Consider the following 24,001-nt stretch of genomic DNA (forward strand, 5'->3'; position numbering starts at 1 on the left):
GCCCACGCCCGTTTCGCCTTGCAGCAAAATCGAAACGCCCGCGTCCGACAGGTGCACCGCACGCGCCAGCGCACTTAGCGTGGCGGCATCGAAGCTGGGCGCCGCCGGCCGGACGGTAGCAGCGGGCAGAGCCGGCGCCGTGGGCTGCGGCGGCCGCGAGCGCGGTTGACGCAAGCGTGCGTGGTAGCCAACGCCCGAGCGCGCCAGCACACGGCCGGACGTGTCCGGGCAGCGTTCCAGTTCACCGTCGAACAGGTCGGCGTAGCGATACACGCCCAGCGCGGTCGGCGCCAGCCCCAATGCCTGCAACGCACGACGGTTCGCGCCGATCAGCAGATCACCCTGGAATGCCAGCAAGCCCTCGCCGGGCGCCCCCAGGCCGCAGGGCGCGTCGTGCAGACGCAGCACCGTGTAGTGTTCATAAGCCTGTTCAAACAAACGATGTTCGATGACGTCCACGGCCGCGCGCACCAGCGCCAGCACATCGGGACGGACATCGCGCGCCTGGCTGGACAAGTCAAGCACGCCCAGCGTGCGCCCCTCGCTGTCGGTGATGGGCACGGCTGCGCAGGTCAGGATGCGATTCGGTTCGAAATAGTGTTCCGCGCCATGTACGGCAATGGGTCGGCCTTCGACCAGTGCCGTGCCGATGGCGTTGGTGCCCGCCGCCGCTTCGTCCCAGGGCGCTCCGGGCATCAACGCCACGCGCGATGCGCGGCTGGCGAAACCACTGTCGCCATCGCTATCGAGCACCAGACCCTGGGCATCCGACAGAATCACAAGATTGCCGCTGCCGCCCGCCTGGCGGCGCAGGTACGACATGGCGGGTTCCGACAAGCGGCGCAGCGCTTCGTTGCGCTGCTGGGCCTCGCGCAGTTCGCCTTGCGTCATGAGTTCGGCACGCCGTACGCCGCGCATGTCGAAGCCCAGGTCGGCGCACCGGCGCCAGGACCGCAGGATGGGCTCGGCAACGATGCCGCCGGGCACGGCGCCCTGCTGGTTGAACAGCAGGCGCGCTTGCGTCAGCGCGTGCTGACGAGATTGACTGGCCATGCGTGTCTCCTTGGACAGGCGCTTCTGCGACACCTGTTCCGCGACAACGTCGCAAATAACGACATCTCGAAGGGGCAAAACTGTTGCACGCCCGTCCGGGCGCGGCGAAGTCAACTTTCGCACGCGAGGGCGCGCGCTGTCCAGCGGGGAAGCCCGCACGTTGGCATGTTCCTTGCTTGATACCAGGCAGGCAGCTGACTGCCGCTATCCCACAAAATCGGAGACAAGCATGGACATCGCGACCCGCATCACCCCGGACACGTATGGCACCCGTCTGGACCTGAAAACGCAGTACGACAACTTCATCGACGGCAAGTGGCAAAAGCCGGCGGATGGCGAGTACTTCGACAACGTCACGCCCGTCACCGGCCAGGTACTGACGCGCAACGCGCGCTCCAAGGAACGCGACGTGGACCTGGCGCTGGACGCCGCCCATCGCGCCGCGCCGAAATGGGGAGCGACCCCGGCCGCGGAACGCGCGCGCATGCTGATGCAGATCGCGGACGTGATGGAAGCCAACCTGGAACGCCTGGCCACCGCCGAAACCTGGGACAACGGCAAGCCGATCCGCGAAGCGCGCGCCGCCGACATCCCGCTGGCCATCGACCACTTCCGCTATTTCGCCTCGTGCATCCGCAGCCAGGAAGGCGGCCTGTCGGAAATCGATAGCGACACCGTGGCCTACCACTTCAACGAGCCGCTGGGCGTGGTCGGACAGATCATTCCGTGGAACTTTCCCATCCTGATGGCGGCGTGGAAGCTGGCGCCCGCGCTGGCGGCCGGCAACTGCGTGGTGCTCAAGCCCGCCGAGCAGACCCCGCTGGGCATCCTGCTGTTGATGGAACTGATTGGCGACATCCTGCCCCCGGGCGTGCTGAACGTGGTGACGGGCTTTGGCCTGGAAGCCGGCAAGCCCCTGGCCTCCAGCAAGCGCATCGCCAAGATCGCCTTCACCGGCGAGACCACCACCGGCCGGCTGATCATGCAGTACGCGTCGCAGAACATCATCCCCGTCACGCTGGAACTGGGCGGCAAGTCGCCCAACATTTTCTTTGCCGATGTGGCGGCGCAAGATGATGACTTTCTGGACAAGGCGGTTGAAGGCTTCGTGATGTTTGCGCTGAACCAGGGCGAGGTGTGCACGTGCCCCAGCCGCGCGTTGATCCAGGAATCGCTGTACGACAAGTTCATGGAACGGGCCCTCAAGCGCGTGGCCGAGATCAAGCAGGGCAACCCGCTGGACGGCGACACCATGCTGGGCGCGCAGGCGTCCACCGAGCAGTTGGAAAAAATCCTGTCGTACCTGGACATCGGCAAGCAGGAAGGCGCCGACGTGCTGGCGGGCGGATCCCGCGCGCAGATGCAAGGCGGGCTGGAAGGCGGCTACTACGTGCAGCCCACGGTGTTCAAGGGCCATAACAAGATGCGCGTGTTCCAGGAAGAAATCTTCGGGCCGGTCGTGGCGGTCACCACGTTCAAGGACGCCGACGATGCATTGGCGCTGGCCAACGACACGCTGTACGGCCTGGGCGCGGGCGTGTGGTCGCGCGACGCCAATACGTGCTACCGCATGGGGCGCGCAATCAAGGCGGGGCGCGTGTGGACGAACTGCTATCACGCGTACCCGGCGCATGCGGCGTTTGGCGGATACAAGCAGTCGGGCATCGGGCGTGAAAATCACAAGATGATGCTTAACCACTATCAGCAGACGAAGAACCTGCTGGTCAGCTATTCGCCGAAGAAGCTGGGTTTCTTCTGACGCGGACAGCGCTTCAACGCGCGCCGGGCCTGCGGGCCTGGCGCGCGACACCTTCGAACCGCCGGCCCACACAGGACACCACCATGGAAGCCCCCACCCCGCGCGTCGTCGCCACCGACGAGGCGCGCCAACTGATCGACACCTTGCGCGCCAAGCACGGCCCGCTGATGTTTCACCAATCGGGCGGCTGCTGTGACGGCAGTTCACCCATGTGCTATGCCCAGGGCGAATTCATGGTCGGGGGCTCGGACGTGCTGCTGGGCCAGCTGGAAGGTTGCCCGTTCTACATGGGCGAGGACCAGTTTGCGTACTGGGAGCACACCCAGCTCATCATCGACGCGGTGCCCGGGCGCGGCGGGGCATTTTCGCTGGACAGCGCGGAAGGCAAGCGCTTCCTGCTGCGATCGCGCCTGTACTCGGACGAGGAGTGGGCACGCGTGGCGCCCGTTACGAAGGGCTGACGGAATTGGCCTGGTCGGCAACAGCAACGTCGCGGGCGGCTATCCGGTCGCGCGCCCATTGCAGCGCGTCCTCCAGGCGATCATTGCCCCAGAACATTTCACCGCCCGCAAAGAAGGTGGGTGCGCCGAACAGACCCAGATCCCGCGCGCGGTCCACCTGACGGCGCAGCGCTTCCTTGGCGGCTTCGGACTTGGCGCGCGCGATCAGCGCATCGGCATCCAGGGACAGGTCTTGCAACAGGCCATTCACCACATCTTCGGACTGGATGTCCAGGTCGTCCTGGAAGTTGGCGCGAAACACCGCCACGCAGAAATCGCGGCACCACGGTTCGTCCTGGCCCAGCAAGGCGATGCGCGCCGGCAGCACGCTCATGCGCGGAAACAGACGCGGGCGGTTGTAGGTGATGCCGTATTTGTCGGCCAGGCGGGCGATGTCCCGCATCATGTAGGCGCCCTTGCCGGGGAACAGGCGAAACGGAGAATCGTTCCAGCCCTGAGCCTGGAAAATCGGCCCCAGCAAAAAGGGACGCAGGTCGACCACCACGCCCGCGCTTTCCGCCAGCGCCTGCACGCGCAAGATGGCCAGATAGCTGTAAGGGCTGGCGAAATCAAACCACATCTGCATGCGGGGCGAGTCAGGCAAAGACGCGTTCATCAGGCAACTCCGGCAGGACAAGGCTGCGACCAAGGCCCGGCTGGCGCTTGTCGCGGCCTTCTATTGAACGCCGTGGGCGTACTATTGCTCAAGCAACATTTCCGCCCGATACGCATGAGTTTCGCGAATGTCATATCCACTGGCAAAGCTCCCGCCGCTTGATCTCGTACGAGGCTTCGTCGCCGTGGGCCGCCGCATGAGCATCACCCTTGCCGCGCAGGATCTGCATGTGACGCAGTCCGCCGTCAGCCGCCAGATCCGCGCGCTGGAAGAGCACTTGGGCGTGCCGCTGCTGGTGCGCGGCTTTCGCAGCGTGTCGTTTACCTCTGAAGGCGCGCAGCTGTTCCGCATGGCCGACGTGTGGCTGAGCCAGCTGGGGGATTTGACCGAACAGCTGCGCGCCCCCGGGCGGCGCACCCCCGTCACCGTCACCACCACCATCGGCGTGGCCTCGCTGTGGTTGCTGCCGCGTCTGGGCGACTTCCAGGCGGCGCATCCGCAGATCGACGTGCGCGTGGCGGCCGATAACCGCCTGATCGATATCGACCGCGAAAGCGTCGACATCGCCATCCGCTACAGCCCGCGCGACAGGGTCCCGGACAACGCCGCCTGGATGTTCGGGGAATCGGTGGTACCCGTGGCGCACCCGTCACTGAACGCCCGCGAGCTGGATGCGGGCGAGCTGCAACGCCACGTGCTGCTTGAATTCGACGACCCCACCCGGCCCTGGCTGCAATGGTCGGAATGGCTGAATGCGCGCGGCCTGAATCGGGCACGCGCCAAGGGCATGCTGCGCTTTAATCAATACGACCAGATCGTACTGGCGGCGCTGGCCGGCCATGGCATTGCGCTGGGCCGGCTGGCGCTGATTGCGCCGATGCTGGCCGACGGCCGCTTGCAACCGGTGGGCGAGCACGCGGCCCTGGCCACCGAACACGCTTACTGGCTGGTCCGCAACGCGCGGCGTGGCACCGCCGACGCCGATGTGGTCGCCGCGTGGCTGATGCAACAGGCGGCGACGACCGCGCGCGACCTGTCCGGCGAATCCCCCCCCGGCTCGCCCCGCTGAGCACGGGCCGCCCGACGCCGCCACGCTTCGTACACGCCACTCACAAAGCTATACAAACCTTTGTACATTTCGGGGCCCGCTCAAGTACAGTTCGCGCTGCATGGCGAACAGCGGCCATAACCCGAACCACGACCGCCGCTGTTCAATCCCAGCCACTCCGGCGCGCCCCGTGGGGTCCCCGCACCCCAGAAATCGGGGCCGGCGTTCCATCATGCATTCATCCCCTGATGGCCCATCAAACCCGGGCCAGGGGTGCTTTATTGCCGCAACCCCCGTTTTTCGCCTAGCCCCGACCCACTGATGCAGATAAAGCGTTTACGCCTGACCGACACCAACACCTGGCAAAACTGGTTTCACAACGTGCAGCGCGCGTTCCTCGTGATTCTGGCGCCCTGGCTGGTCAGCGTCCTGGCGCAGTTCATCGGACGCAGCTACCTGCTGGTGAAGTACGCGCCTTCAGCCACCTATTCCGCATTGCCGCAGGACGTGGGCCGCACGCTGGGAATCGGCCTGCTGTTCGACATCAAGGTCACCAGCATCGCGTTTTCGGCGTTGCTGTTGACGGCGATGCTGGTGGCGGGCAGCCGCCCGCTGTATGCCCGCTGGCTGCGCCTGACGCCGGGCGTCGGGGCGGCCATGGCCGCGTTGATCGCCGGTTCGACCGTGGTCAGCGTCTGTTACTTCGCTACGTTTTCCCGATCGATCGATATCTTTGTGTTCGGCATGATCGACGACGACACCCGCGCCATCCTGATGACGCTGTGGCACGGGTATCCGCTGGTGCAGGCCGGCCTGCTGCTGTCGGCGGTGCTGGCCTGCACCTGGTGGCTGGGCACGCGCTGGCGGCGCCGGGTGCTCACCCTGCCGTTGCGGCGGCGGGCGCTGCTTCCCACCGCGCTGCAACTACTGTTCATCGTTGCCGTAACCGTGTTGGCCTGCCGGGGGTCGCTGAGCCGGTTTCCGCTGAACAAGGACGACACCAGTATCTCGACCATGGGCTTGTTGAACGCGATTGCGCCCAACGGCATCTCCGCGTTCTCCTGGGCACTGCGCGAGCATGGCAACGACAAGCGTTTCCTGCCCGCCACGGCCGCCGAAGGCGGAGCGCTGTACGCACGGTTTCTTGGGCATCCGGTCAAGCCCGACCTGACGCCCTTCAACGCGGTGACCGGCGCCAACCCTGCCGCCCTGGCGCGGCCGCCGCATGTTGTGCTGCAAGTCATGGAAAGCATGGGGCACCACCTCAATGCCTATGACCAACCGGGCCGCGACCTGCTGGGTGCACTGCGGCCGCATTGGGAACAGGACTGGCGCTTTGACCGCTTCCTGTCGGAAGGCAATGGCACGATTGATTCGTTGGCGCGCCTGCTGGTACGCAGCCCGGTGCCGGCCATCGGCCAATCGTCGGCCGCCGACGACGCCTTCGCCAGCAACGCCTTCGCACCGTATCTGGCGCGCGGCTACCGCGTGTTGTTCGTCACGTCCGGCGCGGCCACCTGGCGCAACCTGGGCACCTTCGCCAGCCACCTGGGCGCCCACGAATTCATCGACCAGCAGACCTTGCGCGCCAAGTACCCGCAAGCTCAGGCAGGCACGTGGGGCGTACCGGACGAGTACATGTTCCGCTACATCGAAAGCCGCCTGGCCGATGCCGATCGGGATGGCCAGCCGCTGTTCATCGTCGCCTTGTCCACCACGCACCATCCCCCCTTCATCGCGCCCGACGGCGCACAGCACAGCGGCCTGGACCTGGCCGATGTGACGCGCCAGCCGTACTTCAAAAGCTGGAGCTCGGTGCAAGACGCGTTCTACACGCTGCGCTACGCCAACGATCAGCTGGGCCGCTTCCTGACGCGCGTGAAAGCGTCGGCCAGCGGCGCCCGCACCATCATCGCCGTCACGGGCGACCACAATATGCAGGGCCTGAATTATCAAGACGCGCGCGAAGCCGCGTTGGCCCGCTCCGTGCCCTTCTACCTGTACGTGCCGCAGGCGTACCGGGGCCGGTCGGTGTTCGACCCGGCCCGGGTCGGCAGCCACAAAGACATACTTCCGACGCTGTATCAGCTAAGCCTGCCGGCCACGCCTTACTACCGCACCGGCTGCGATCTGCTGGCGGCGCAGCCGGACCCGGTATGGTGCTTCGGAATCAACGACCCGCACCTGACGATCACGCAAGACGGTGCATACCGGCGCGACCGCCCGGGCAAGATCCTGCCCTGGGCCAACGCGCAAGGCCTGGCGCTAGGCGCCGAGCAGCCCACCACGCCGACGCAGCGCGCCCAACAAGAGCGGCTGGCCGCCTATCCCAAACTGATGCTCTGGCAGATCAATTACCAGGTGCAATCGCAAGCGCGGCCGTAAGGTTGCGCTGCTGTGGCCCAGGGACGCCGGGCGCGGCATGCCGCAGCGCCAGACTGCCTCGGGCAGCCCAGGGGCGGCTTGCATGGGCCTTGAAGCGCACTCAGCCGACCTGCACCTGCCCGTCGCCCGCGATCATTTCGCCCACGATGGCCGCCTGGTCAAAGCCTTGTTCGCGGAACAGCGCCAGCACTGCGTCGGCCACTTCGGGCGCGCAGGACACCAGCAGGCCGCCCGAGGTTTGCGGATCTGTCAGCAATGCGCGCTGCGCGTCGGTGACGCCCGGGGACAGCTGCACGGCGCTGCCGTACGACGCCCAATTTCGGCCTGATGCGCCCGTGATGACGCCATTGGCGGCAAAGGCTTCCACGCCCGGCAGCCAGGGCAACGCGTCCAGCTTCAGTCGCGCGGTCAGTTTTGCGCCACGCGCCATTTCCAGCGCATGGCCCAGCAAACCAAAGCCCGTGACGTCGGTCACGGCGTGCACGCCGTCCAGCGCGGCCAGCGCGGCGCCGGGCCGGTTCAAGCGGGTTGTCGTGTCGATCATGACGCGGTAACCGGCTTCGTCCAGCTGGTTCTTTTTCAGCGCGGCCGACAAGATGCCCACGCCCAGCGCCTTGCCCAGGATCAGCACGTCGCCCGCGCGCGCATCGGCGTTGCGCTTGACGCGGCTGGGATGCACCAGGCCCATCACCGCCAAACCGTAGATGGGTTCGACCGAATCGATGCTGTGGCCGCCCGCCACGGGAATGCCCGCTTCCGCGCAGACCGATTCGCCCCCGCGCAGAATGTCCGCGATGACGCTGTGCGGCAGCACGTTGATCGGCATGCCGACGATGGCCAGCGCCATGATCGGCGTGCCGCCCATTGCGTAGACGTCCGACAGCGCATTGGTGGCCGCGATGCGGCCGAAGTCGTGCGGGTCGTCCACGATGGGCATGAAGAAATCGGTGGTGGCGATAAGCGCCTGCTCGTCATTAAGCCGGTACACCGCCGCGTCGTCGGCGGTCTCGGTGCCCACCATCAAGTTGGGGTAGCTGGCGGCGGGACCGAAACGCTTGAGCAGTTCGGACAGAACGCCCGGCGCGATCTTGCAGCCGCAGCCGCCTCCGTGCGAAAGCGAAGTCAAACGCGGCACTGCCGCGGACGCTACATCGTGGGTCATTTCAGTCTCCGGGTCTCAATCGAAAAAGGATAGCATCGCGCCCGCCCTTCGCCCTATGATGTTTCGGCGACGCGCGCGGTGGCGGTATGCCGGGCATGACCCGCGCGACGCCCGCCATCCAAGCCCGTTTCCCTTTGACCTTTGCGAAGGACGCCGTCTTGATCAGCCGCCGCCGCCTGCTTCAAACCGGCCTGTCTTTGGCCGCCCTGCCGTATCTGCCCAAACTTGCGCGCGCCGCCGATGACGCCGCGCTCAAGGCCGCCACCGGCCCCGACTGGGCGCCGTGGACCTTGCCCACACCCGCCCTGGTGCTGCCCGACCTTGCCGGGCGCGAGCAAAAGCTGTCGGCCTGGCGCGGCAACGTGGTCATCGTCAGCTTCTGGGCCACGTGGTGCGAACCCTGCCGCGACGCCATCCCGTTGATGTCCACGATGGCCAAGCGGCATCGTGAAGAAGGCCTGCGGCTGGTGGCCGTCAATGTGGGCGAAGCGCTGGGCAAGGTTTCGACCTTTCTGGCGAAGTCGCCGGTTGCCGGCACGGTGATGCACGACCGCAATAGCGCGGCGTCAAAGAAATGGGATGCCATCGCGTTGCCGGCCAACTACCTGGTGGACCGGGGCGGGTCGATTCGATATTGGCACCTGGGCGAGCTGGACTGGAAGTCGGAACGGGTGACGGCCGTGGTGACGCGCATGTTGCGGCGGTAGGCGCGCGTACGGGTGTGCGTGGATGAAGCCGTGGCGGAAGGTGTGGCGGAAGGTGTGGCGGAAGGCAGCAGGAGTCGAACCTACCTGGGAACGTCTGACGTCCCCAACTGGGTTTGAAGCCCAGCCGTGCCGCCGGGCACGGATGCCTTCCGCGGCGAAGGTGCCTATGATACCGGCTGCGGCGCGTCTTGCGTCGAAGCAAAAGCGCTGTCGCCACGCAGCACGTGCGTGTCGCGCACACGCCGCGTGTAGCCCACGCGATCAAAGAACTCCAGGATCTGAATGGCGCGCTTGCGTCCCAGGCCCGTTGCATCGCGGAACACCGCGGCGTTCAGCCCACCCGCCTGGCTTGCCAGGTCCGCCGCCATGCTTGCCAGCACACGCACCTGATCACTGTGATAGAACAGGTCCTTGACCACTTGCGCCACCTCGCCGCGACGCAGCAGCTTGCGCAACAACAGGCGCACGCGTTCTTCGGGTTCGGCCAGCGTGCCCGCCACGTCGCGCACCCAGGGCGGATCGAACGCGCCGGCATTCAATAGCGGCAGCACCCGTGCAGCCAGCGCATTTTCGTCGTCGGCCAGCGTGGACGTGTGCGACGGCAGGTGCAACCACGGACCGTTGCGCGCCACGCGTCCGTCGCGTTGCAGCGCGTCCAGCACGGCGGTCCACATGGCATCGGGGCCCACCGGCATCGCCATGCGACGCAGGCGCGGGCTGTCCGGGCCGGGCTCGTCCGGTGCGCCATGGTGAAAGGATGCCAACGCGTGTTCGACGCGGGTAAGCAGCGCCTGCCAGTGCGTGGCCAGGATCAACGTGCGGGGCGCCTGCGCGTTGCGCGTTTCCACCCACAGCGCGCCATGCGGTGCGTCGATGTCGCGCACCGGCATGCCCGTCAGGCGTTGCAATGCGGCTTCGTCCAGGCCCAGCGGCGCGTGCTCCAGCACGGGTGGCAAACCAGCGCCATCCAGCATGTCGGACAGAGCCTGCAACGCCAGCCTGCGAGCGGCGGCGCGGCGCTTGCGGTCGGGTGCGTTCGGATCCAGCACGCGTCCGCCACCCAGCGTGCGCGTGGCCTGCGCGTTGCGCACGATGTAGCGGTCGCCCGGCATGGCGCAGACGGGCTCATCGAACACCAGCTGCACCCAGCCGGACTTGCCGGGCGCCAAGGTCTCGGCGCTGATCGGCACGACGTGCGCCACGTGCCGCGCCGCGCCGATGTGCACGTGCAACGGCGCCCACGCGCGCAAGGGCGCGTCGGCGGACGGCAGCAGCGTCAAGGCCACATCCAGATGGCGCGACGGCAGAAAACAGCGGGCGTCCGCGATCCAGTCGCCGCGCGCGATAGCGTGCTTGTCGATGCCCGCCAGATTCAGTGCGCAACGCTGGCCCGCCGCGCCGGTTTCGCTGGGTTGGTTTTGCGCATGGATGCCGCGCACCCGCACACGCGTGCCGGCGGGCATCAGGCGCAGGTCGGCCGCGTCGTCGCCTGCGCGCGCCACGCCGGAATGCGCCGTGCCCGTCACCACGGTGCCGTGGCCGGCCAACGTAAACACGCGGTCCACCGCCAGCCGGAACATGCCGGCGGCATCGCGCCGTTGCAGGTCCTGTGCCTGGCGGTGCAGAGTGTCTTTCAGCTGTGCCGTGCCACCGTCGTCGGCCTGCGTGGCGCACACGGCATGAACGGGCGCGCCGTCCAAGAAAGTGCCCGCTGTCAGCGCGGCGATATCGGCGCGCACGGCGGCCAGGCGGTCGGCGTCAGCGCGGTCGGCCTTGGTCAGCGCCACCGCGCCGCGCGCAACGCCCAACAGCGTCAGGATGGCCAAGTGCTCGCGCGTTTGCGGCATGACGCCGTCGTCGGCGGCCACCACCAGCAGGCCGAAGTCAATGCCGCTGGCGCCGGCGGCCATCGTGTGCACCAGCTTCTCGTGACCGGGTACGTCGATGAAGCCCAGCACGTCGCCGTTGTCCAGCGGCGTGTAGGCATAGCCCAATTCAATGGAAATGCCGCGCGCCTTTTCTTCCTTGAGCCGGTCGGTGTCTACGCCGGTCAGCGCGCGCACCAGTGTGGTCTTGCCGTGGTCGATGTGCCCGGCGGTGCCGATGATCATGCCAGCGGCTCCGACAGTTGCGCGGTGAAGGCGGCTTCGTCGCGGGCTTCAAGGCAGCGCAGGTCCAGCCACAGTGCGTCGTCGGCAATACGGCCGATGACGGGCGTGGGCAGGCCGCGCAGCCGGGTTTCCAGCTTGTCCAGATGGCGGCCGGGCCGCCCGCTGCCGGTGTAGCGCAGCGCAAGGCCGAAGCTGGGCAACTGGTCCACCGGCAACGCGCCGCTGCCGATCTGGCTGAACATGGGGACGGCCTGCACGGCGTAGCTCGCGCCCACCGCATGCGCCACCACGTTGCGCAGCCGTTCGGCCAACGGCTGGATATCGCGTTGCGGCCGGGTCAGCAGGCGCAGCGTGGTCAAGCGCTGGGCCAGAAATTCCGGCGCGCGATACAAGTGCAGCACGGGCTCCAGCGCGGCCAGCGTCAGCTTGCCGACGCGCAGCGCACGCTTGAGCGGGTTTTTCTTGATCTTGCGGATCAGGTCGGCGCGGCCAACCAGCAGGCCGGCTTGCGGGCCGCCCAGCAGTTTGTCGCCGCTGAAGGTGACCAGGTCGGCGCCTGCCGCGATGGTGTCGCGCACCGTGTCCTCGCGTGGCAAGCCGAATTGGGTCAGGTCCACCAGCGTGCCGCTGCCCAGGTCCACCGTGGCTGGCAAGCCCTTGGCATGCGCCAGCGCCGCCACCTCGGCCACGCCGACGCTCTTGGTGAAGCCGGTGACGGCGTAATTGCTGCAATGCACCTTCATCAACATCGCGGTGCGCGGTCCGATGGCGCCGTCGTAGTCGGCGGCATGCGTGCGGTTGGTGGTGCCCACTTCGACAAGCTTGGCGCCGGCGCGTTTCATGATATCGGGGATGCGGAACGCGCCGCCGATCTCAACAAGTTCACCACGCGACACCACGACCTCGCGCCGGTCGGCCAGCGCGTTCAGCATCAGCAGCACGGCGGCGGCGTTGTTGTTGACGACGGTGGCGGCTTCCGCGCCGGTCAATTCGCACAGCAGGTCGTCGATGAGATCGTCGCGATCCCCGCGGCCACCGGTATCCAGATCAAATTCCAGATTGGCCGGCGTGGTCAGCGCGCGCAGCACCGAGGCCACCGCTTCGTCGGGCAACAGCGCCCGGCCCAGGTTGGTGTGCAGCACGGTGCCGGTCAGGTTATAGACCGCGCGCAGGCGGGGCTGTGCGGCCTTGTCCAGCGTTGCCGTCACGCGGGAGGCCACCGTGCTGGCATTCAGTTCGCGCTGCATCAAGCCGCCGGCCAGCGCGCGTTGTCGCAGCGTGTCCAGGTGGCGCCGCAATGCCGCCACGACCTGCGTGCGCCCGTGCATGTCCAGCGCGGCGCGCATCGCGTCCGCATTCAACAGGCGGTCCAGCGGCGGAATGTCGGACGCAGCGGCGGCAGTGTCGGCGGCGGCGGTTTCAGCGGCGACAGTCCCGACGCCGGCAGCCCCACCGGCGGCGGTTTCAGCAGCGGCAGACTCGGTGGCGACGGCGCCGCCTTCTGGCGGAAGCTTGGCCATGCGGCTAGCCCTCGTTGCCATGCCACAGCAGCGGGTTGCCGCTGGCGCGCGAATAGCCCGCCTCGCCCACCAGCACGTCCAGCATCAGGCTGGCCAGGTCGTCGGCCACGGGCTCCACGTGCAGGTCCTTGTCCTGGTAGAAGATCTTGCGATAGGTGTGGCAGTGGTCGCAGGTTTCAGCCTTGATGGCGGGCGCCCGGCCGTCGATGGCCTGGTACGCAACCGATTCCACGTCTTCGCAATGCGTGCACTTGACGCGCACCATGTGCCATTGCGTGGCGCACAGACTGCAACACAGATAGCGGTAGCCCTCGAACTGACCGCCCACGCGCACCACGCTGGCCACCGGCAGGCTGGCGCAAACGGGGCACACGCCAAAGGGGCTGACCACGGGCAATTGCTTGGCGTCGAAGCGGCTGGCCAGATCGGTCCAATAGACTTGCAGAGCGGCCATGACGAAGGGCGCGGCGGCGCCGTCCACGCCCTGGTCCTGTTCGGCCAGCACGGCTTCGGCCAGGTCTTCGAGGGACTCGGGGTCTTCGTCCACCGCTCGGCGCAAGGCAGCGCAGACCTGGACGGCTTCGGCGGGCACGCTCGGGGCGCGCGCCACGTCGTCGACCAGGCGCGCCAGGATGCCGCGCCACATCGGGTCGCGCGGCCAGCCCACCGCCTGTAGCGGCGGCATGCCATGCGCCTGCGCCAGCGACAGCCGGTCTTCGGATACGCCGGGCGCGGCGCAGTCCTGCAGGGCGCGATGCTGGGCGTCGACCAGATGCGCCATCAGCAGCAGGTAGTCGGCCACCGGGCTGTCGGGCGCCAACTGCCGCAACCGTGCGGCACGCGTTGAAAAAATCGAGCCGCGTTCAGGCAGGCTGACGCGGGGGATGACATTGTGGTCTAGCGCTTCGATTTCACCGCGCGGAAGAATTCGCTGCAATTGCGTCTCCAAAAAAACAAACACGGCTGCCAGCCTTCGAAGAAGGATAGCAGCCGTGCGATCAGGATAAAACCGGCGCTACTTCCGGATCTGTTCGCGGAACCAGGCACGATGGTGCTTCCACGCCCAACCCGCCGTGACGTAACCGCGCAGCATCGCCGTCAGCGAGCCCTTGACCCAGATCGCGGCGTAGATGTGCACGATGATCGAGCAGATCAGCACCAGCGCGCTGACGGCGTGCACCACGGACGCGACCCGCACCACCCAGATCGGGAAATAGAACGCGAAATATTCGCGCCAGATCACGATACCGCTGGCGAACAAGCCCAGCATGCACAACACCAGCACGTAGAACAGCAGCTTCTGGCCGGCGTTGTACTTGCCGACTTCGGGCAGCTTTTCTTCGCGGTTCTCGACCACGTCGTTCAGCTGCTTGAGCCACTGGCGATCGGCGCGTGTCATCAGGTTGTGCCGCCACATGTGGCCGGCGAACACGACGAAACAGACGAACATCACCACCCCGATGATGGGGTGCAGGATGCGTGTCCAGGGCCCGCCGCCGAACAGGTTGGTCAGCCAGTACATCGACGGGTGAAACAGCGCCAGCCCGGACAGCGCCAACAGGATGAACGTGAAGGCGATGATCCAGTGGTTGGTGCGCTCGCCGGGCGAATAGCGCTTGATGCGACGGTGACGGTGGTCTTCAGTCATGGCGGATCTCCTCTTCGGCGCGGCGTTCGTCTTCCTCCGACACCTCGTTCCGGCCCACGCGGGCGTAGTGGAAGAATCCCGCCAGGGCGGTCAGGGCCATCGCGGCCACACCCAGCGGTTTGGCCAAGCCCTTCCACAGCGACACCATGGGACTGATCTTCGGGTCCTGGGGCAGGCCGTGATACAGCCCGGGCTGGTCGGCGTGATGCAGCACGTACATGACGTGGGTGCCGCCCACGCCTTGCGGGTCGTACAGCCCGGCCTGGTCGAAACCGCGGGACTTCAGGTCCACGATCCGCTCCTCGGCATGCTGCTTCATGTCTTCCTTGGTGCCGAAGACAATGGCGCCGGTGGGGCAGGCCTTGACGCAGGCCGGTTCCTGGCCGACGGCCACGCGGTCGGAGCACAAGGTGCACTTGTACGCCTTATGGTCTTTCTTGGAGATGCGCGGCACGTTGAACGGACAGCCGGTGATGCAGTAGCCGCAGCCAATACAGTTTTCTTCGTGAAAGTCCACGATGCCGTTGGTGTATTGGATGATGGCGCCCGGCGAGGGGCAGGCCTTCAGGCAGCCCGGGTCCTCGCAGTGCATGCAGCCGTCCTTGCGGATCAGCCATTCCAGGTCCCCGGCGGGGTTCTCGTATTCCGAGAAACGCATGACGGTCCAGGAGTGCTCGGTCAGGTCGGCCGGGTTGTCATAGACGCCCACGTTGGTGCCGATCTCGTCGCGCAGATCGTTCCATTCCATACAGGCGCTTTGGCAAGCCTTGCACCCGATGCACTTGGAAACGTCGATCAGCTTGGCGACCGAACCCGTGATGGGTTCACGGATGCCGGGCGGCGGTGTCGTGGTGGCCGAGCGCCGCTTGATGTCTAGGGATTGCATGGACATGTCGGTTCTCCTAGGCCTTCTCGACCTTGACCAGGAACGACTTGAATTCCGGGGTTTGGGAATTGCCGTCGCCCACGAATGGCGTCAGGGTGTTGGTCAAAAAGCCGGGTTTGGCCAGGCCCACGAAACCCCAGTGGATCGGAATACCCACGTGGTGCACCGTCTTGCCTTCGATGGTCAACGCGCGCAGGCGCTTGGTGACCAGCGCCACCGCCTTGATGTAGCCGCGGTTGGACGACACTTTGACCCGCGTTCCGTTGGCAATGCCCAGTTCCTTGGCCAGGGCGTCCCCGATCTCGACGAATTGCTCCGGCTGGAGAATCGCGTTGATGCGGACGTTCTTGGTCCAGTAGTGGAAGTGCTCGGTCAGGCGGTAGGTGGTGGCCACGTACGGGAACTTGTCCACCGTGCCCATCGCGGCCAGGTCGTCCTTGAAGACGCGCGCGGCCGGGTTGCTGGTCACGCCCTTGGCCTTCGGATACAGCGGGTTGTAGCCCAGCGGCGTTTCGAAGGGTTCGTAGTGTTCCGGGAACGGCCCTTCGGCCAGGCCCGCGCGCGCGAAGAAGCGCGCCACGCCTTCGGGGTTCATGATGAACGGACCCATGCCGCCGTCGGGGTTTTCATCGCCCTTGAAGTCGGGGATGTCGGCGCCCGCCCAAATCTTGCCGTTCCAGCCGATCAGGCTGCGGCGGGGATCGAAGGGCTTGCCCGCCACGTCGCAAGACGCGCGGTTGTACAGGATGCGGCGGTTGGCCGGCCACGCCCAGGCCCAGTTCAGGGTCTGGCCGATGCCGGTGGGGTCGCTGTTGTCGCGCCGCGCCATCAAGTTGCCGCCAGGGCCCCAGGCGCCGGCGAAGATCCAGCAGCCGCTGGCCGTGGAGCCGTCGTCGCGCAGTTCCGCAAAGCCCGCTAATTGCTCGCCGCCCTTGCGGGTGACCTTGGTGGGGTCCTTGGGGTCGACCAGGTCCACCAGGGCGCGCCCGGAGTATTCCTTGGCCAATTCCTCGGCGGTGGGGTTCTGCGGGTTGGAGTACGGCCAGGACAGGTTGACGATGGGGTCGGGATACGTGCCGCCTTCGTCCTGGTACATCTTGCGCAGGCGCGTGAAGATCAGCGACATGATTTCGATGTCGCTCTTGGCTTCGCCCGGGGGCTCGGCGCCCTTCCAGTGCCATTGCAGCCAGCGCCCGGAGTTCACCAGCGCGCCGTCTTCCTCGGCGAAACAGGTGGTGGGCAGGCGGAAGACTTCGGTCTGGATCTTGGACGGGTCCACATCGTTGGCCTCACCCGCGTTGCGCCAGAATTCCGAGGTTTCGGTGACCAGCGGGTCCATGATGACCAGGAATTTCAGCTTGGCGAAACCGTCGTTCAACTTGGCCTTGTTGGGCGCCGCCGCCAGCGGGTTGAAACCCTGCGCGATGTAGCCGTTCATCTTGCCCTGGACCATCAGCTCGTAGACCTGAAGCATGTCGTACAGCTTGTCCAGCTTGGGCAGGTAGTCGAACGCCCAGTTGTTTTCCGCCGTGGCGGCTTTGCCCCACCAGGCCTTCATCAGGCTGACGTGAAACTTGTTGTAGTTCTGCCAGTAGCTGAGCTGGTTCGGACGCAGCGGCTTTTGCGTGCGGGTCTCGATGTACTTGGCGTAGTCCTGCTCGGGTTCGTTGGGCAGCGTCATGTAGCCCGGCAGCAGGTTCGACATCAGGCCCAGATCGGTCAGGCCTTGAATGTTCGAGTGCCCGCGCAGCGCGTTCATGCCGCCGCCGGCGATGCCGATGTTGCCCAGCAACAGCTGCACCATCGCGCCGGTACGAATGATCTGCGATCCGATGGAGTGCTGCGTCCAGCCCAGCGCGTACAGGATCGTGCCCGCGCGGGTGGGGCTGGCGGTGGACGCCAGCATTTCGCACACTTTCAGGAACTTGTCTTTAGGCGTGCCGCACACGCGCTCGACCATGTCTTCGGTGTAGCGCGAATAGTGCTTCTTCATCAGCTGGTAGACGGTGCGCGGATGCGCCAGCGTCGGGTCCGTCTTGACGAAGCCGTCATCGCCGCGCTCGTAGTCCCAGCTGGCCTTGTCGTAGGTACGCTTGTCGGCGTTGTAGCCGGAATACAAGCCTTCCTCGAACGAGAAGTCCTCGCGAACGATGAAAGAAAAGTCGGTGTAATTGCGCACGTACTCGTGCTGGATCTTGTCGTGATCCAACAGGTACTTGATGACGCCACCCAGGAAAATGATGTCGGTGCCGGTGCGTATGGGCGCGTAGAAATCCGCCACGGATGCCGAACGCGTAAAGCGCGGATCCACAACGATCAGCTTCGCCTTGTTATGGGCCTTTGCTTCCGTAACCCATTTGAACCCGCACGGGTGGGCCTCGGCGGCATTGCCACCCATGATCAGCACTACGTCCGCGTTCTTGATGTCGACCCAATGGTTCGTCATCGCTCCACGGCCAAACGTCGGGGCAAGACCTGCCACCGTCGGGCCGTGTCAGACACGTGCTTGGTTATCGAACGCCAACATCCCCATGCTGCGCACGGTCTTGTGCGTAACGTAGCCCACCTCGTTGCTGCTTGCCGAGGCGGCCAGCATGCCGGTGGTCAGCCACCGGTTGACGGTCTTGCCGTCCGCGGTCTTCTCGACGAAGTTTGCGTCGCGGTCGGCTTTCATGAGTTTGGTGATGCGGGTCAGCGCGTCGTCCCACGACATCCGCACCCATTTGTCCGACCCGGGTGCCCGGTATTCCGGGTACTTCAGGCGGTTGGGGCTGTGGATGAAGTCGATCAGCGCCGCGCCCTTCGGACAGAGCGTGCCGCGGTTGACGGGGTGATCAGGGTCGCCTTCGATGTGCATGATGCTGGCGCGCGCGTTCTTGGCGCCGTCGCCCAGACCGTACATCAGCAAGCCACAGGCGACCGAACAGTAGGGACAGGTGTTGCGCGTTTCAGTCATGCGCGCAAGTTTGTACTGGCGCACTTCAGCCATGGCCGTGCCGGGAGCTACCCCGAGCAATGCCAGGCTAGAGCCTGCCAGGGTGGCACCTGTCACCTTGAAGAACTGGCGGCGATTCATGTTGACCATGAAGCACTCCTCTCCGGGTGAATGACGAAAGCCGATGGCTTGTCCGACGCGGAAAAGCCCTACAACTTCCAAGGATATTTCAATAAGTATATTCGCAAGACCAAGTCACGCGCCACGATAAAAGCCCGGCTTGCGACGATTTGGCGGCGAAATGGGAGTTGTTCGCAGATTTTGGAGTGTCTGGCGGCTGCTACATTCCTCGTTCACGCTTGACCGTTGGAATGCCCGATGCGCCGTTTTGTTCCCTTGGCCTTGTCCCTGGCCTGCCTGGCAGGGATGCCCGCCCCCACCGCGCTGGCCGCGCCCACAACCGCGCGGCTGACACCCGCCGCCGCCGCGACCGAAGCCGCTCACCAAGCGGCCATGGAGGGCTACCTGTATTTCTATCCGCTGGTGACGATGGATCTGACCCGGCGCCAGTTCACGCATCCGTCGCAAGGCGCGCAGGGCGCGGCGGCCAACGCTTTCCTGCATGGCCGCGGCCTGCCCCCCGCCGGCGCGGCAACACCGTGGGCCAACCCCGACATGCTGCGCAGTACCGGCTGGGTCGACCTGACCGCCGGCCCCGTCGTGCTGTCCGTGCCCGACACCCAGGGCCGGCTGTATTCGTTGACGCTGGTGGACATGTGGACCGACGCCTTCGCCATGTTGGGCAAGCGCACCACCGGCACCGGCAAGTCCAACACCGTGATCGTGCCGCCCGGCTGGACCGGCACGCTGCCCTCCGGCATGGCCCGCATCGACGCGCCCACCCCACACGTCCTGGCCAAGCTGCTGATCCAGGCAGACCGGCCCGCCGATTTCGCCGCCGTGAACGCCTTGCAGGACGGCTACGCGCTGACGCCGCTGTCACAGTGGAACTTGCCGGCGCAATCGCAGCGGGTGAAGTCGGACCCCAATCTGGACCTGAAGATCGCCGTGCGCGAGCAGGTCGAGTCCATGCCGACCGATGCGTTCTTCACCTACGCTGCCGAGCTGCTGCGCAAAAACCCGGCGCACGCGACTGACCAGCCTATCCTGGCCAAGCTGCGCCAGGCGGGCCTGATTGCCGGTCGTCCGTTTGATTTCGACAAGCTTGACCATCCCGCCAAACAAGGCATGCGACGCGGGCTGCGCGCCGCGCGCGAGCGCATGCAGGCAGCGGCGGGGGCCACGCTGCGCAATCTGAATGGCTGGCAACAGGAAACGGCCAGCGTGGGCGTGTATGGCAACGCGTACCTGCGCCGGGCGCTGGCCGCACAGGCACAGCCGGGCGCCAGCCTGCCCGAGGATCTGGCCGTGCTGCTGCGGTCCGCCGACAACCAGGGTGCCCCGATCGACGGCGCGCAGCGCTACCTCATGCACTTTGAAAGCGGGCAACTGCCGCCCGCCGGCGCGCTGTGGTCATTGGCCGCTTACGACAACCAGGGCATGCCCGTTGGCAACATGCTTGGCCGTCATACCTTGGGCGACCGCCAGCCGTTGCGCTACAACGCCGATGGTTCGCTGGACCTGCATTTCAGCCAGACGCCGCCCGCCCCCGAAGACCAGGCCAACTGGCTGCCGCTGCCGGCATCGGGCGCCGTAACGATGTTGTTGCGTATGTACGAACCGCAGCCCGCCTTGCTGGACGGCTTGTGGATGCCGCCCGCCCTGATGCGCGATGAGCCGCAACCGCAGGCGGGTGCGGATTTGAATGTGGACCCCGCCGCCAACGCCGCCCAGCCTTCCGAGAAGAAACCCTAGAACGCGGCCAGATGACGGCTCGGTGACAGGCGGCTGCCGCTACCATAGGCGTTTTATTCTTCAATGATGAGCGCCCGCCATGGACGACGCCTTTAGCCACCAATTGTCGATGACCATCCTGATGACGCCGGACATGGCGAATTTTTCAGGGAACGTACACGGCGGAACCATCTTGAAGTACCTGGATCAGGTGGCCTACGCCTGTGCCAGCCGCTACGCCGGCCAATACGTGGTCACGCTGTCGGTGGACCAGGTCGTGTTCCGCGAACCGATCCACGTGGGCGAATTGGTCACTTTCCTGGCGGCGGTGAATTACACCGGACGCACGTCGATGGAAATCGGCATCAAGGTCGTCACCGAAGACATCCGCAAGAAGCTCGTGCGCCACACCAACAGCTGTTATTTCACGATGGTGGCGGTGGACGACAACGGCGCACCCACCGCCGTGCCGCCGCTGGCCCCGCGCAACCTGGAAGAAAAGCAACGCTTCGAAGCCGCGCGCCTGCGCCGCGAACTGCGCCAGGAAATGGAACGCCGCCACGACGAGATCAAACGGGAAACGACGCACGACGCGCCGTAACGCCTGACCGACCGGCTGGGGCTATTTCTCTGTGCCGGGTTCGCTGGCGATAAAGTCGTCCAGGGCTTTTCGGGCCGCTTCCGCCTGGGCGGGGGTGGGTCCACGCGTAGCGCTTTGCGGCTCGACGCGGGGCGGGGCAACGGCCCCGTAACGCGGGCGCAGTGAACGCATAGCGTGATCCCAGATTGCCAGCGTCTGATCCTTGTTCAATGTGGAGTCAACAGGTGGACGCGGCCTTTTTCTTTGCCACAACGGAGGATCGCCCCGAGGGACAAAGTTGGGCAAAAGCCAATTAAGCAACTTGTCCGGTGTGATCTCCGGGTTGGCGTGCAGTCTGGGCACGCCGCCCGCGGTCAGGCGGAAATTGACCGATGGACTCGCCAACGAACGACTATCCCGGTAGTTTTCAGCCACAAACAAGAACCCGCGATGGTCTTTCGTTTCATACCGCATCAGGTATTCCTCCGCGGGATTCGCAGCCAGCGTGGTATGCCCCTTGCGCACCACATCGGGGGCCCAGACGCGGAAGGCTTTGAAGTCGCGGACCATGCGTTCGATGAGGCGAGGCGACTCATTGCGCGCGGAGTCACTGAAGTAGATTTCCAGTTTGACGTTCGAGCCTCGCGCCATGAAGCTCACGATGCCCATCTCGTGGTCGTGCGTGCCCCGGATGATGACGGGGCCCAGCGAAAGGCCCGGGCCGGCCGCTTCGGCTTGCTTGACGCCGACAACTTGCGCAGCGAGCTCAAGCAGGCGCGACTCGACCTGTGCGTTGCTGCCCTCGTACGCGTTTGCTGCCAGCTTGACGTGCGTGCCGTTCACCAGCAGATGCAGTTCATAGGTTTGCGACCCCGTGCTGCCCAGGCTCCGGTGAAATTGGAACAGCCACTTCCCCCGCGCCAATTCCTCCGCACCGAGAAGCACGGATTTGCCGGTTTCAGAACTGTTGACGGCGCCGATGCGGCGGGCGCGTTCTGAAAGAGCCTCGTCAAACTGAGCCAACGTGATGTCTTGCCCCAGAATATCGATTCCAACGCTCGTATGATCGGCCCCTCCTCCGTAGTAAAGCTTCGCGAACGCCCTGGAAGGCGGCCCCCAGTCGGCGGGAAGTTCGATCAGTTGCCTGCCTACCGCCCACGTTCGCATGGGGCCGGTAATCTCGTTCACGGCGGAATCCTCCTTTGAATGAAATAGGGCCATCACGCCCGCGGCGAGCCCGGCCAACAGACAAAGCAGCGGGATCAAGCGACGCATGACGGACGCTTGGCTTGAGCAGCGATCTTGATGAGGCTATACAGCGTGAAGTGCCGGGTCTGCATCACTTTGAATGCGCCTTCATGGTCAAAGCCCGTGGCGCTGACTTGCACCCGCACTTGTCCTTCACGCGCCTGCGCGGCCGGCGCCTGGCCTGAACTGACCGGAACCGTGCCATCACCGACGCCGTCCTGCATTTCGCAGTGCAGTTCCCAATGGCTGACTTCCATGGATACGGCTAGCCGGCCTGCCCTGACCGGCACGTGTTCCACGACGCGACTGCCGCCAACGTACAACGGGCTGGATCCTTGATCTCGCACCTGCGCCATCTGCATGGTGGACACAACGAAGGCATCCGGGGGCACACCCAAAGGCCGATTCAGATCACCCCGTCCGGCTCGCATTTGCCAGGTAATGGTTTCGAAACTCGGCTGTTTGGCGTCAGCCCCGTAATACACGTAGGTGTTGGGGTGATAGGCGGCGTCTATCCTTTCGTGAAACAGCTTCGCCAGTCTGATATTTTCCGCGTAGTCCTTCCACTCGATGGGAGCCCCATCCTTCGGCTTTAACCACTCTTCGCGCAGCAACGCCCACCAGCGATCACGGCGCAAATAGATTTCCTGGTACGGGTCTGCCTCAGGACGCGCAGGCATGGCGGGCGCGTAGTCGGGGTCTCGCAGGCGTAACCATCCCGGCGAATAGTTCTTGGTGGGCAGCAATTGCAGTGCACCCGGCGACTGGGCGAATACCGCTGTGACGTCCTGGCCGGTCACGCCGATCACGGCGGCGGCCATCGCGCTTTCTTGCTGCATGCCCACTTTGCAGCGCCGGTATGCCACCGGGGCGCCATGGGTCGGCATCACGCCGTGCACCACGCCTGCAATGGCTTCGCTCATGCCGGGTAACTGCGCGCAACGCCGTGCCACCAGCCCGCCCATCGAGTGTGTGACCAGGATGACCTGCCGGCACTTGGACCCGTACTGACGCCTGATTTCGTCGATACGCTCGGCCAGCTTGTTTGCCGCCACGTCGTTGTCCGCCAGCCAGTTGTAGCCAAACGCGTGCACCGGCATCCGGTATGCGGCGCGGGCGGACAGGTCGTCCGTCTTCAGATGCGGCAGCTGGCGCAGCAGGTGTTCGCCCAGGCCTGCCAGGGGCACCTCCAGCCCGGGCTTCAGGCGCGGCGGCAACGAGGGGTCGTCGGGCACGTCCAGGTGCATGGACTTCAGTTGGAATTGCGGCCACTCGTGCGGCCGATAGGAGCTGTTCAGCGAGTCTTCCAGCCAGAGCAGAAATGGGTGATAGCTGCTTTCGCCGACTTCGCCCCAGCCCCGTTCGCGATAGCGATCGATAAGCGCCTGTTTGCTTTGCGTGGCCGATTCGACGGAAGGCACGATCACCGACCCCCCGCGACGCTCGGGCACGGCGCCAGCGTCATCGACGGTCACGCGGTCGGGGTGCAACACCGCCTGGCGGGTCCCTGCGGGAACGCTGTTCCAACGCCGGAACAAATCAATAGGTTTGCCTGCCAAGCCCGCATCCAGCCGCCAGACGGGTTCGGCTTCTTGCCCGTCATCCGGCACGGACTTCAGATTCGAGCCCATGATGCCCGGAACGAATACGACTGGCAGGATAGCGTCCGGCGGGATCAGCAGGATGACCGGATCGCACTGCTCGGCGGGCGTCAGGGTCCACTGAAACACGGGCTGGCCCCGGGCGTTGTAGGACATCGGGGCGAAACGCTGCGCGGACGCTGCGGTATCGGGCACGGCGGGCTCCTGAGTGGGGCACGCGCGTGGCCTTGGCGGATTGCGTGGCGCTGCGCGAGCAAATCACTTAACCCGCAACAGTGATGGCGATCCGAAAAAAAGACTATTGGAAGAGTCTGATTTCCGGATCAGATTGCTATGAACCCGCGTGGCGAATCAGGCCCGCTCCGCCGCTCCGGGCGGTGGCGGGGGG

The 24,001-nt window shown here is 65.7% G+C and carries 18 protein-coding genes and 1 tRNA gene; 7 read left to right on the forward strand and 12 right to left on the reverse strand.

Translation table 11 applies throughout. The annotated features are described in order from the left end of the window. Positions 1-1,053, reverse strand: a 1,053-nt coding sequence (locus ACNPP0_RS02635; RefSeq protein WP_448704944.1) for a sigma-54-dependent Fis family transcriptional regulator, incomplete at its 3' end; no start/stop codon positions are given. 229 nt (positions 1,054-1,282) lie between these two features. Here ACNPP0_RS02635 and adh point away from each other — a divergent pair. Then, a complete protein-coding gene (gene adh / locus ACNPP0_RS02640) occupies positions 1,283-2,812 on the forward strand; it encodes an aldehyde dehydrogenase (protein WP_332612524.1) in 1,530 nt (509 codons plus the stop codon). A gap of 83 nt (positions 2,813-2,895) precedes the next feature. Beyond that, positions 2,896-3,273, forward strand: a complete 378-nt coding sequence (locus ACNPP0_RS02645; protein WP_332612527.1) for a DUF779 domain-containing protein — start codon at positions 2,896-2,898, stop codon at positions 3,271-3,273. On the opposite strand, the gene ACNPP0_RS02650 is transcribed toward ACNPP0_RS02645, so the two are convergent. Continuing rightward, complete coding sequence (locus tag ACNPP0_RS02650; RefSeq protein ID WP_448704945.1) at positions 3,260-3,928, reverse strand: 2-hydroxychromene-2-carboxylate isomerase; 669 nt, start codon at positions 3,926-3,928, stop codon at positions 3,260-3,262. The two genes, ACNPP0_RS02645 and ACNPP0_RS02650, sit on opposite strands and share 14 nt — an antisense overlap. A 127-nt stretch (positions 3,929-4,055) precedes the next feature. On the opposite strand from ACNPP0_RS02650, the gene ACNPP0_RS02655 reads away from it, so the two are divergent. Together ACNPP0_RS02655 and ACNPP0_RS02660 are read left to right on the forward strand one after the other, a co-directional pair. Continuing rightward, a complete protein-coding gene (locus ACNPP0_RS02655; protein WP_448704946.1) occupies positions 4,056-4,997 on the forward strand; it encodes a LysR substrate-binding domain-containing protein in 942 nt (313 codons plus the stop codon). 300 nt (positions 4,998-5,297) lie between these two features. Then, positions 5,298-7,361, forward strand: a complete 2,064-nt coding sequence (locus ACNPP0_RS02660) for an LTA synthase family protein (RefSeq protein WP_448704947.1) — start codon at positions 5,298-5,300, stop codon at positions 7,359-7,361. A 100-nt stretch (positions 7,362-7,461) separates the two neighbouring features. Here the strand turns inward: ACNPP0_RS02660 and selD are convergent, their stop codons facing one another. Beyond that, complete coding sequence (gene selD / locus ACNPP0_RS02665) at positions 7,462-8,523, reverse strand: selenide, water dikinase SelD (protein ID WP_448704948.1); 1,062 nt, start codon at positions 8,521-8,523, stop codon at positions 7,462-7,464. Positions 8,524-8,681: 158 nt separating this feature from the next. On the opposite strand from selD, the gene ACNPP0_RS02670 reads away from it, so the two are divergent. Further along, entirely contained in the window at positions 8,682-9,230 is a 549-nt protein-coding gene (locus tag ACNPP0_RS02670) for a TlpA family protein disulfide reductase (protein ID WP_442880382.1), read from the forward strand. Positions 9,231-9,285: 55 nt separating this feature from the next. On the opposite strand, the gene ACNPP0_RS02675 is transcribed toward ACNPP0_RS02670, so the two are convergent. From ACNPP0_RS02675 to fdnG, 7 genes are all read right to left on the reverse strand, one after another. Further along, positions 9,286-9,381 (reverse strand) — tRNA-Sec (locus ACNPP0_RS02675). 13 nt (positions 9,382-9,394) lie between these two features. Then, positions 9,395-11,341, reverse strand: coding sequence for a selenocysteine-specific translation elongation factor (gene selB, locus ACNPP0_RS02680; protein WP_448704949.1), 1,947 nt, complete (start codon positions 11,339-11,341; stop codon positions 9,395-9,397). Further along, positions 11,338-12,861 carry an L-seryl-tRNA(Sec) selenium transferase gene (gene selA / locus ACNPP0_RS02685; protein WP_332612540.1) on the reverse strand — a complete coding sequence of 508 codons (1,524 nt, stop codon included), beginning with the start codon at positions 12,859-12,861 and terminating at the stop codon, positions 11,338-11,340. Before selA ends, selB begins: the two co-directional genes overlap by 4 nt. Before the next feature lie 4 nt (positions 12,862-12,865). Continuing rightward, entirely contained in the window at positions 12,866-13,798 is a 933-nt protein-coding gene (gene fdhE, locus ACNPP0_RS02690) for a formate dehydrogenase accessory protein FdhE (RefSeq protein ID WP_448704950.1), read from the reverse strand. Between the two features lie 78 nt (positions 13,799-13,876). After that, entirely contained in the window at positions 13,877-14,509 is a 633-nt protein-coding gene (locus tag ACNPP0_RS02695) for a formate dehydrogenase subunit gamma (RefSeq protein WP_046805600.1), read from the reverse strand. Beyond that, positions 14,502-15,401, reverse strand: coding sequence for a formate dehydrogenase subunit beta (fdxH, locus tag ACNPP0_RS02700; protein WP_046805599.1), 900 nt, complete (start codon positions 15,399-15,401; stop codon positions 14,502-14,504). Before fdxH ends, ACNPP0_RS02695 begins: the two co-directional genes overlap by 8 nt. 10 nt (positions 15,402-15,411) lie before the next feature. Beyond that, the gene (gene fdnG / locus ACNPP0_RS02705) at positions 15,412-18,480 is read right to left on the reverse strand and encodes a formate dehydrogenase-N subunit alpha (protein ID WP_332612544.1); all 3,069 of its coding nucleotides are present in this window, start codon (positions 18,478-18,480) and stop codon (positions 15,412-15,414) included. 228 nt (positions 18,481-18,708) lie between these two features. Here fdnG and ACNPP0_RS02710 point away from each other — a divergent pair, with 228 nt between their 5' ends. After that, positions 18,709-20,205, forward strand: a complete 1,497-nt coding sequence (locus tag ACNPP0_RS02710) for a DUF1254 domain-containing protein (RefSeq protein ID WP_448704951.1) — start codon at positions 18,709-18,711, stop codon at positions 20,203-20,205. 79 nt (positions 20,206-20,284) lie between these two features. Then, on the forward strand, positions 20,285-20,785 hold the full coding sequence (locus ACNPP0_RS02715; protein ID WP_046805595.1) for an acyl-CoA thioesterase: 501 nt from the start codon (positions 20,285-20,287) through the stop codon (positions 20,783-20,785). Positions 20,786-20,806: 21 nt separating this feature from the next. Here the strand turns inward: ACNPP0_RS02715 and ACNPP0_RS02720 are convergent, their stop codons facing one another. Continuing rightward, positions 20,807-22,039 carry a T6SS immunity protein Tli4 family protein gene (locus tag ACNPP0_RS02720; RefSeq protein WP_448704952.1) on the reverse strand — a complete coding sequence of 411 codons (1,233 nt, stop codon included), beginning with the start codon at positions 22,037-22,039 and terminating at the stop codon, positions 20,807-20,809. Beyond that, a complete protein-coding gene (locus ACNPP0_RS02725; protein WP_448704953.1) occupies positions 22,027-23,808 on the reverse strand; it encodes a Tle4 family T6SS lipase effector in 1,782 nt (593 codons plus the stop codon). Before ACNPP0_RS02725 ends, ACNPP0_RS02720 begins: the two co-directional genes overlap by 13 nt. Positions 23,809-24,001 lie beyond the last annotated feature (193 nt).

This window comes from Achromobacter semiaridum (assembly GCF_053543755.1).

Bases quoted from the DNA above. Each gene is read 5' to 3' on its own strand.
- adh (WP_332612524.1), top strand. From the start codon at position 1,283: ATGGACATCGCGACCCGCATCACCCCGGACACGTATGGCACCCGTCTG.
- ACNPP0_RS02645 (WP_332612527.1), top strand. From the start codon at position 2,896: ATGGAAGCCCCCACCCCGCGCGTCGTCGCCACCGACGAGGCGCGCCAA.
- ACNPP0_RS02650 (WP_448704945.1), bottom strand. From the start codon at position 3,928: ATGAACGCGTCTTTGCCTGACTCGCCCCGCATGCAGATGTGGTTTGAT.
- ACNPP0_RS02655 (WP_448704946.1), top strand. From the start codon at position 4,056: ATGTCATATCCACTGGCAAAGCTCCCGCCGCTTGATCTCGTACGAGGC.
- ACNPP0_RS02660 (WP_448704947.1), top strand. From the start codon at position 5,298: ATGCAGATAAAGCGTTTACGCCTGACCGACACCAACACCTGGCAAAAC.
- selD (WP_448704948.1), bottom strand. From the start codon at position 8,523: ATGACCCACGATGTAGCGTCCGCGGCAGTGCCGCGTTTGACTTCGCTT.
- selB (WP_448704949.1), bottom strand. From the start codon at position 11,341: ATGATCATCGGCACCGCCGGGCACATCGACCACGGCAAGACCACACTG.
- selA (WP_332612540.1), bottom strand. From the start codon at position 12,861: ATGGCCAAGCTTCCGCCAGAAGGCGGCGCCGTCGCCACCGAGTCTGCC.
- ACNPP0_RS02695 (WP_046805600.1), bottom strand. From the start codon at position 14,509: ATGACTGAAGACCACCGTCACCGTCGCATCAAGCGCTATTCGCCCGGC.
- fdxH (WP_046805599.1), bottom strand. From the start codon at position 15,401: ATGTCCATGCAATCCCTAGACATCAAGCGGCGCTCGGCCACCACGACA.
- ACNPP0_RS02710 (WP_448704951.1), top strand. From the start codon at position 18,709: ATGCGCCGTTTTGTTCCCTTGGCCTTGTCCCTGGCCTGCCTGGCAGGG.
- ACNPP0_RS02715 (WP_046805595.1), top strand. From the start codon at position 20,285: ATGGACGACGCCTTTAGCCACCAATTGTCGATGACCATCCTGATGACG.
- ACNPP0_RS02720 (WP_448704952.1), bottom strand. From the start codon at position 22,039: ATGCGTCGCTTGATCCCGCTGCTTTGTCTGTTGGCCGGGCTCGCCGCG.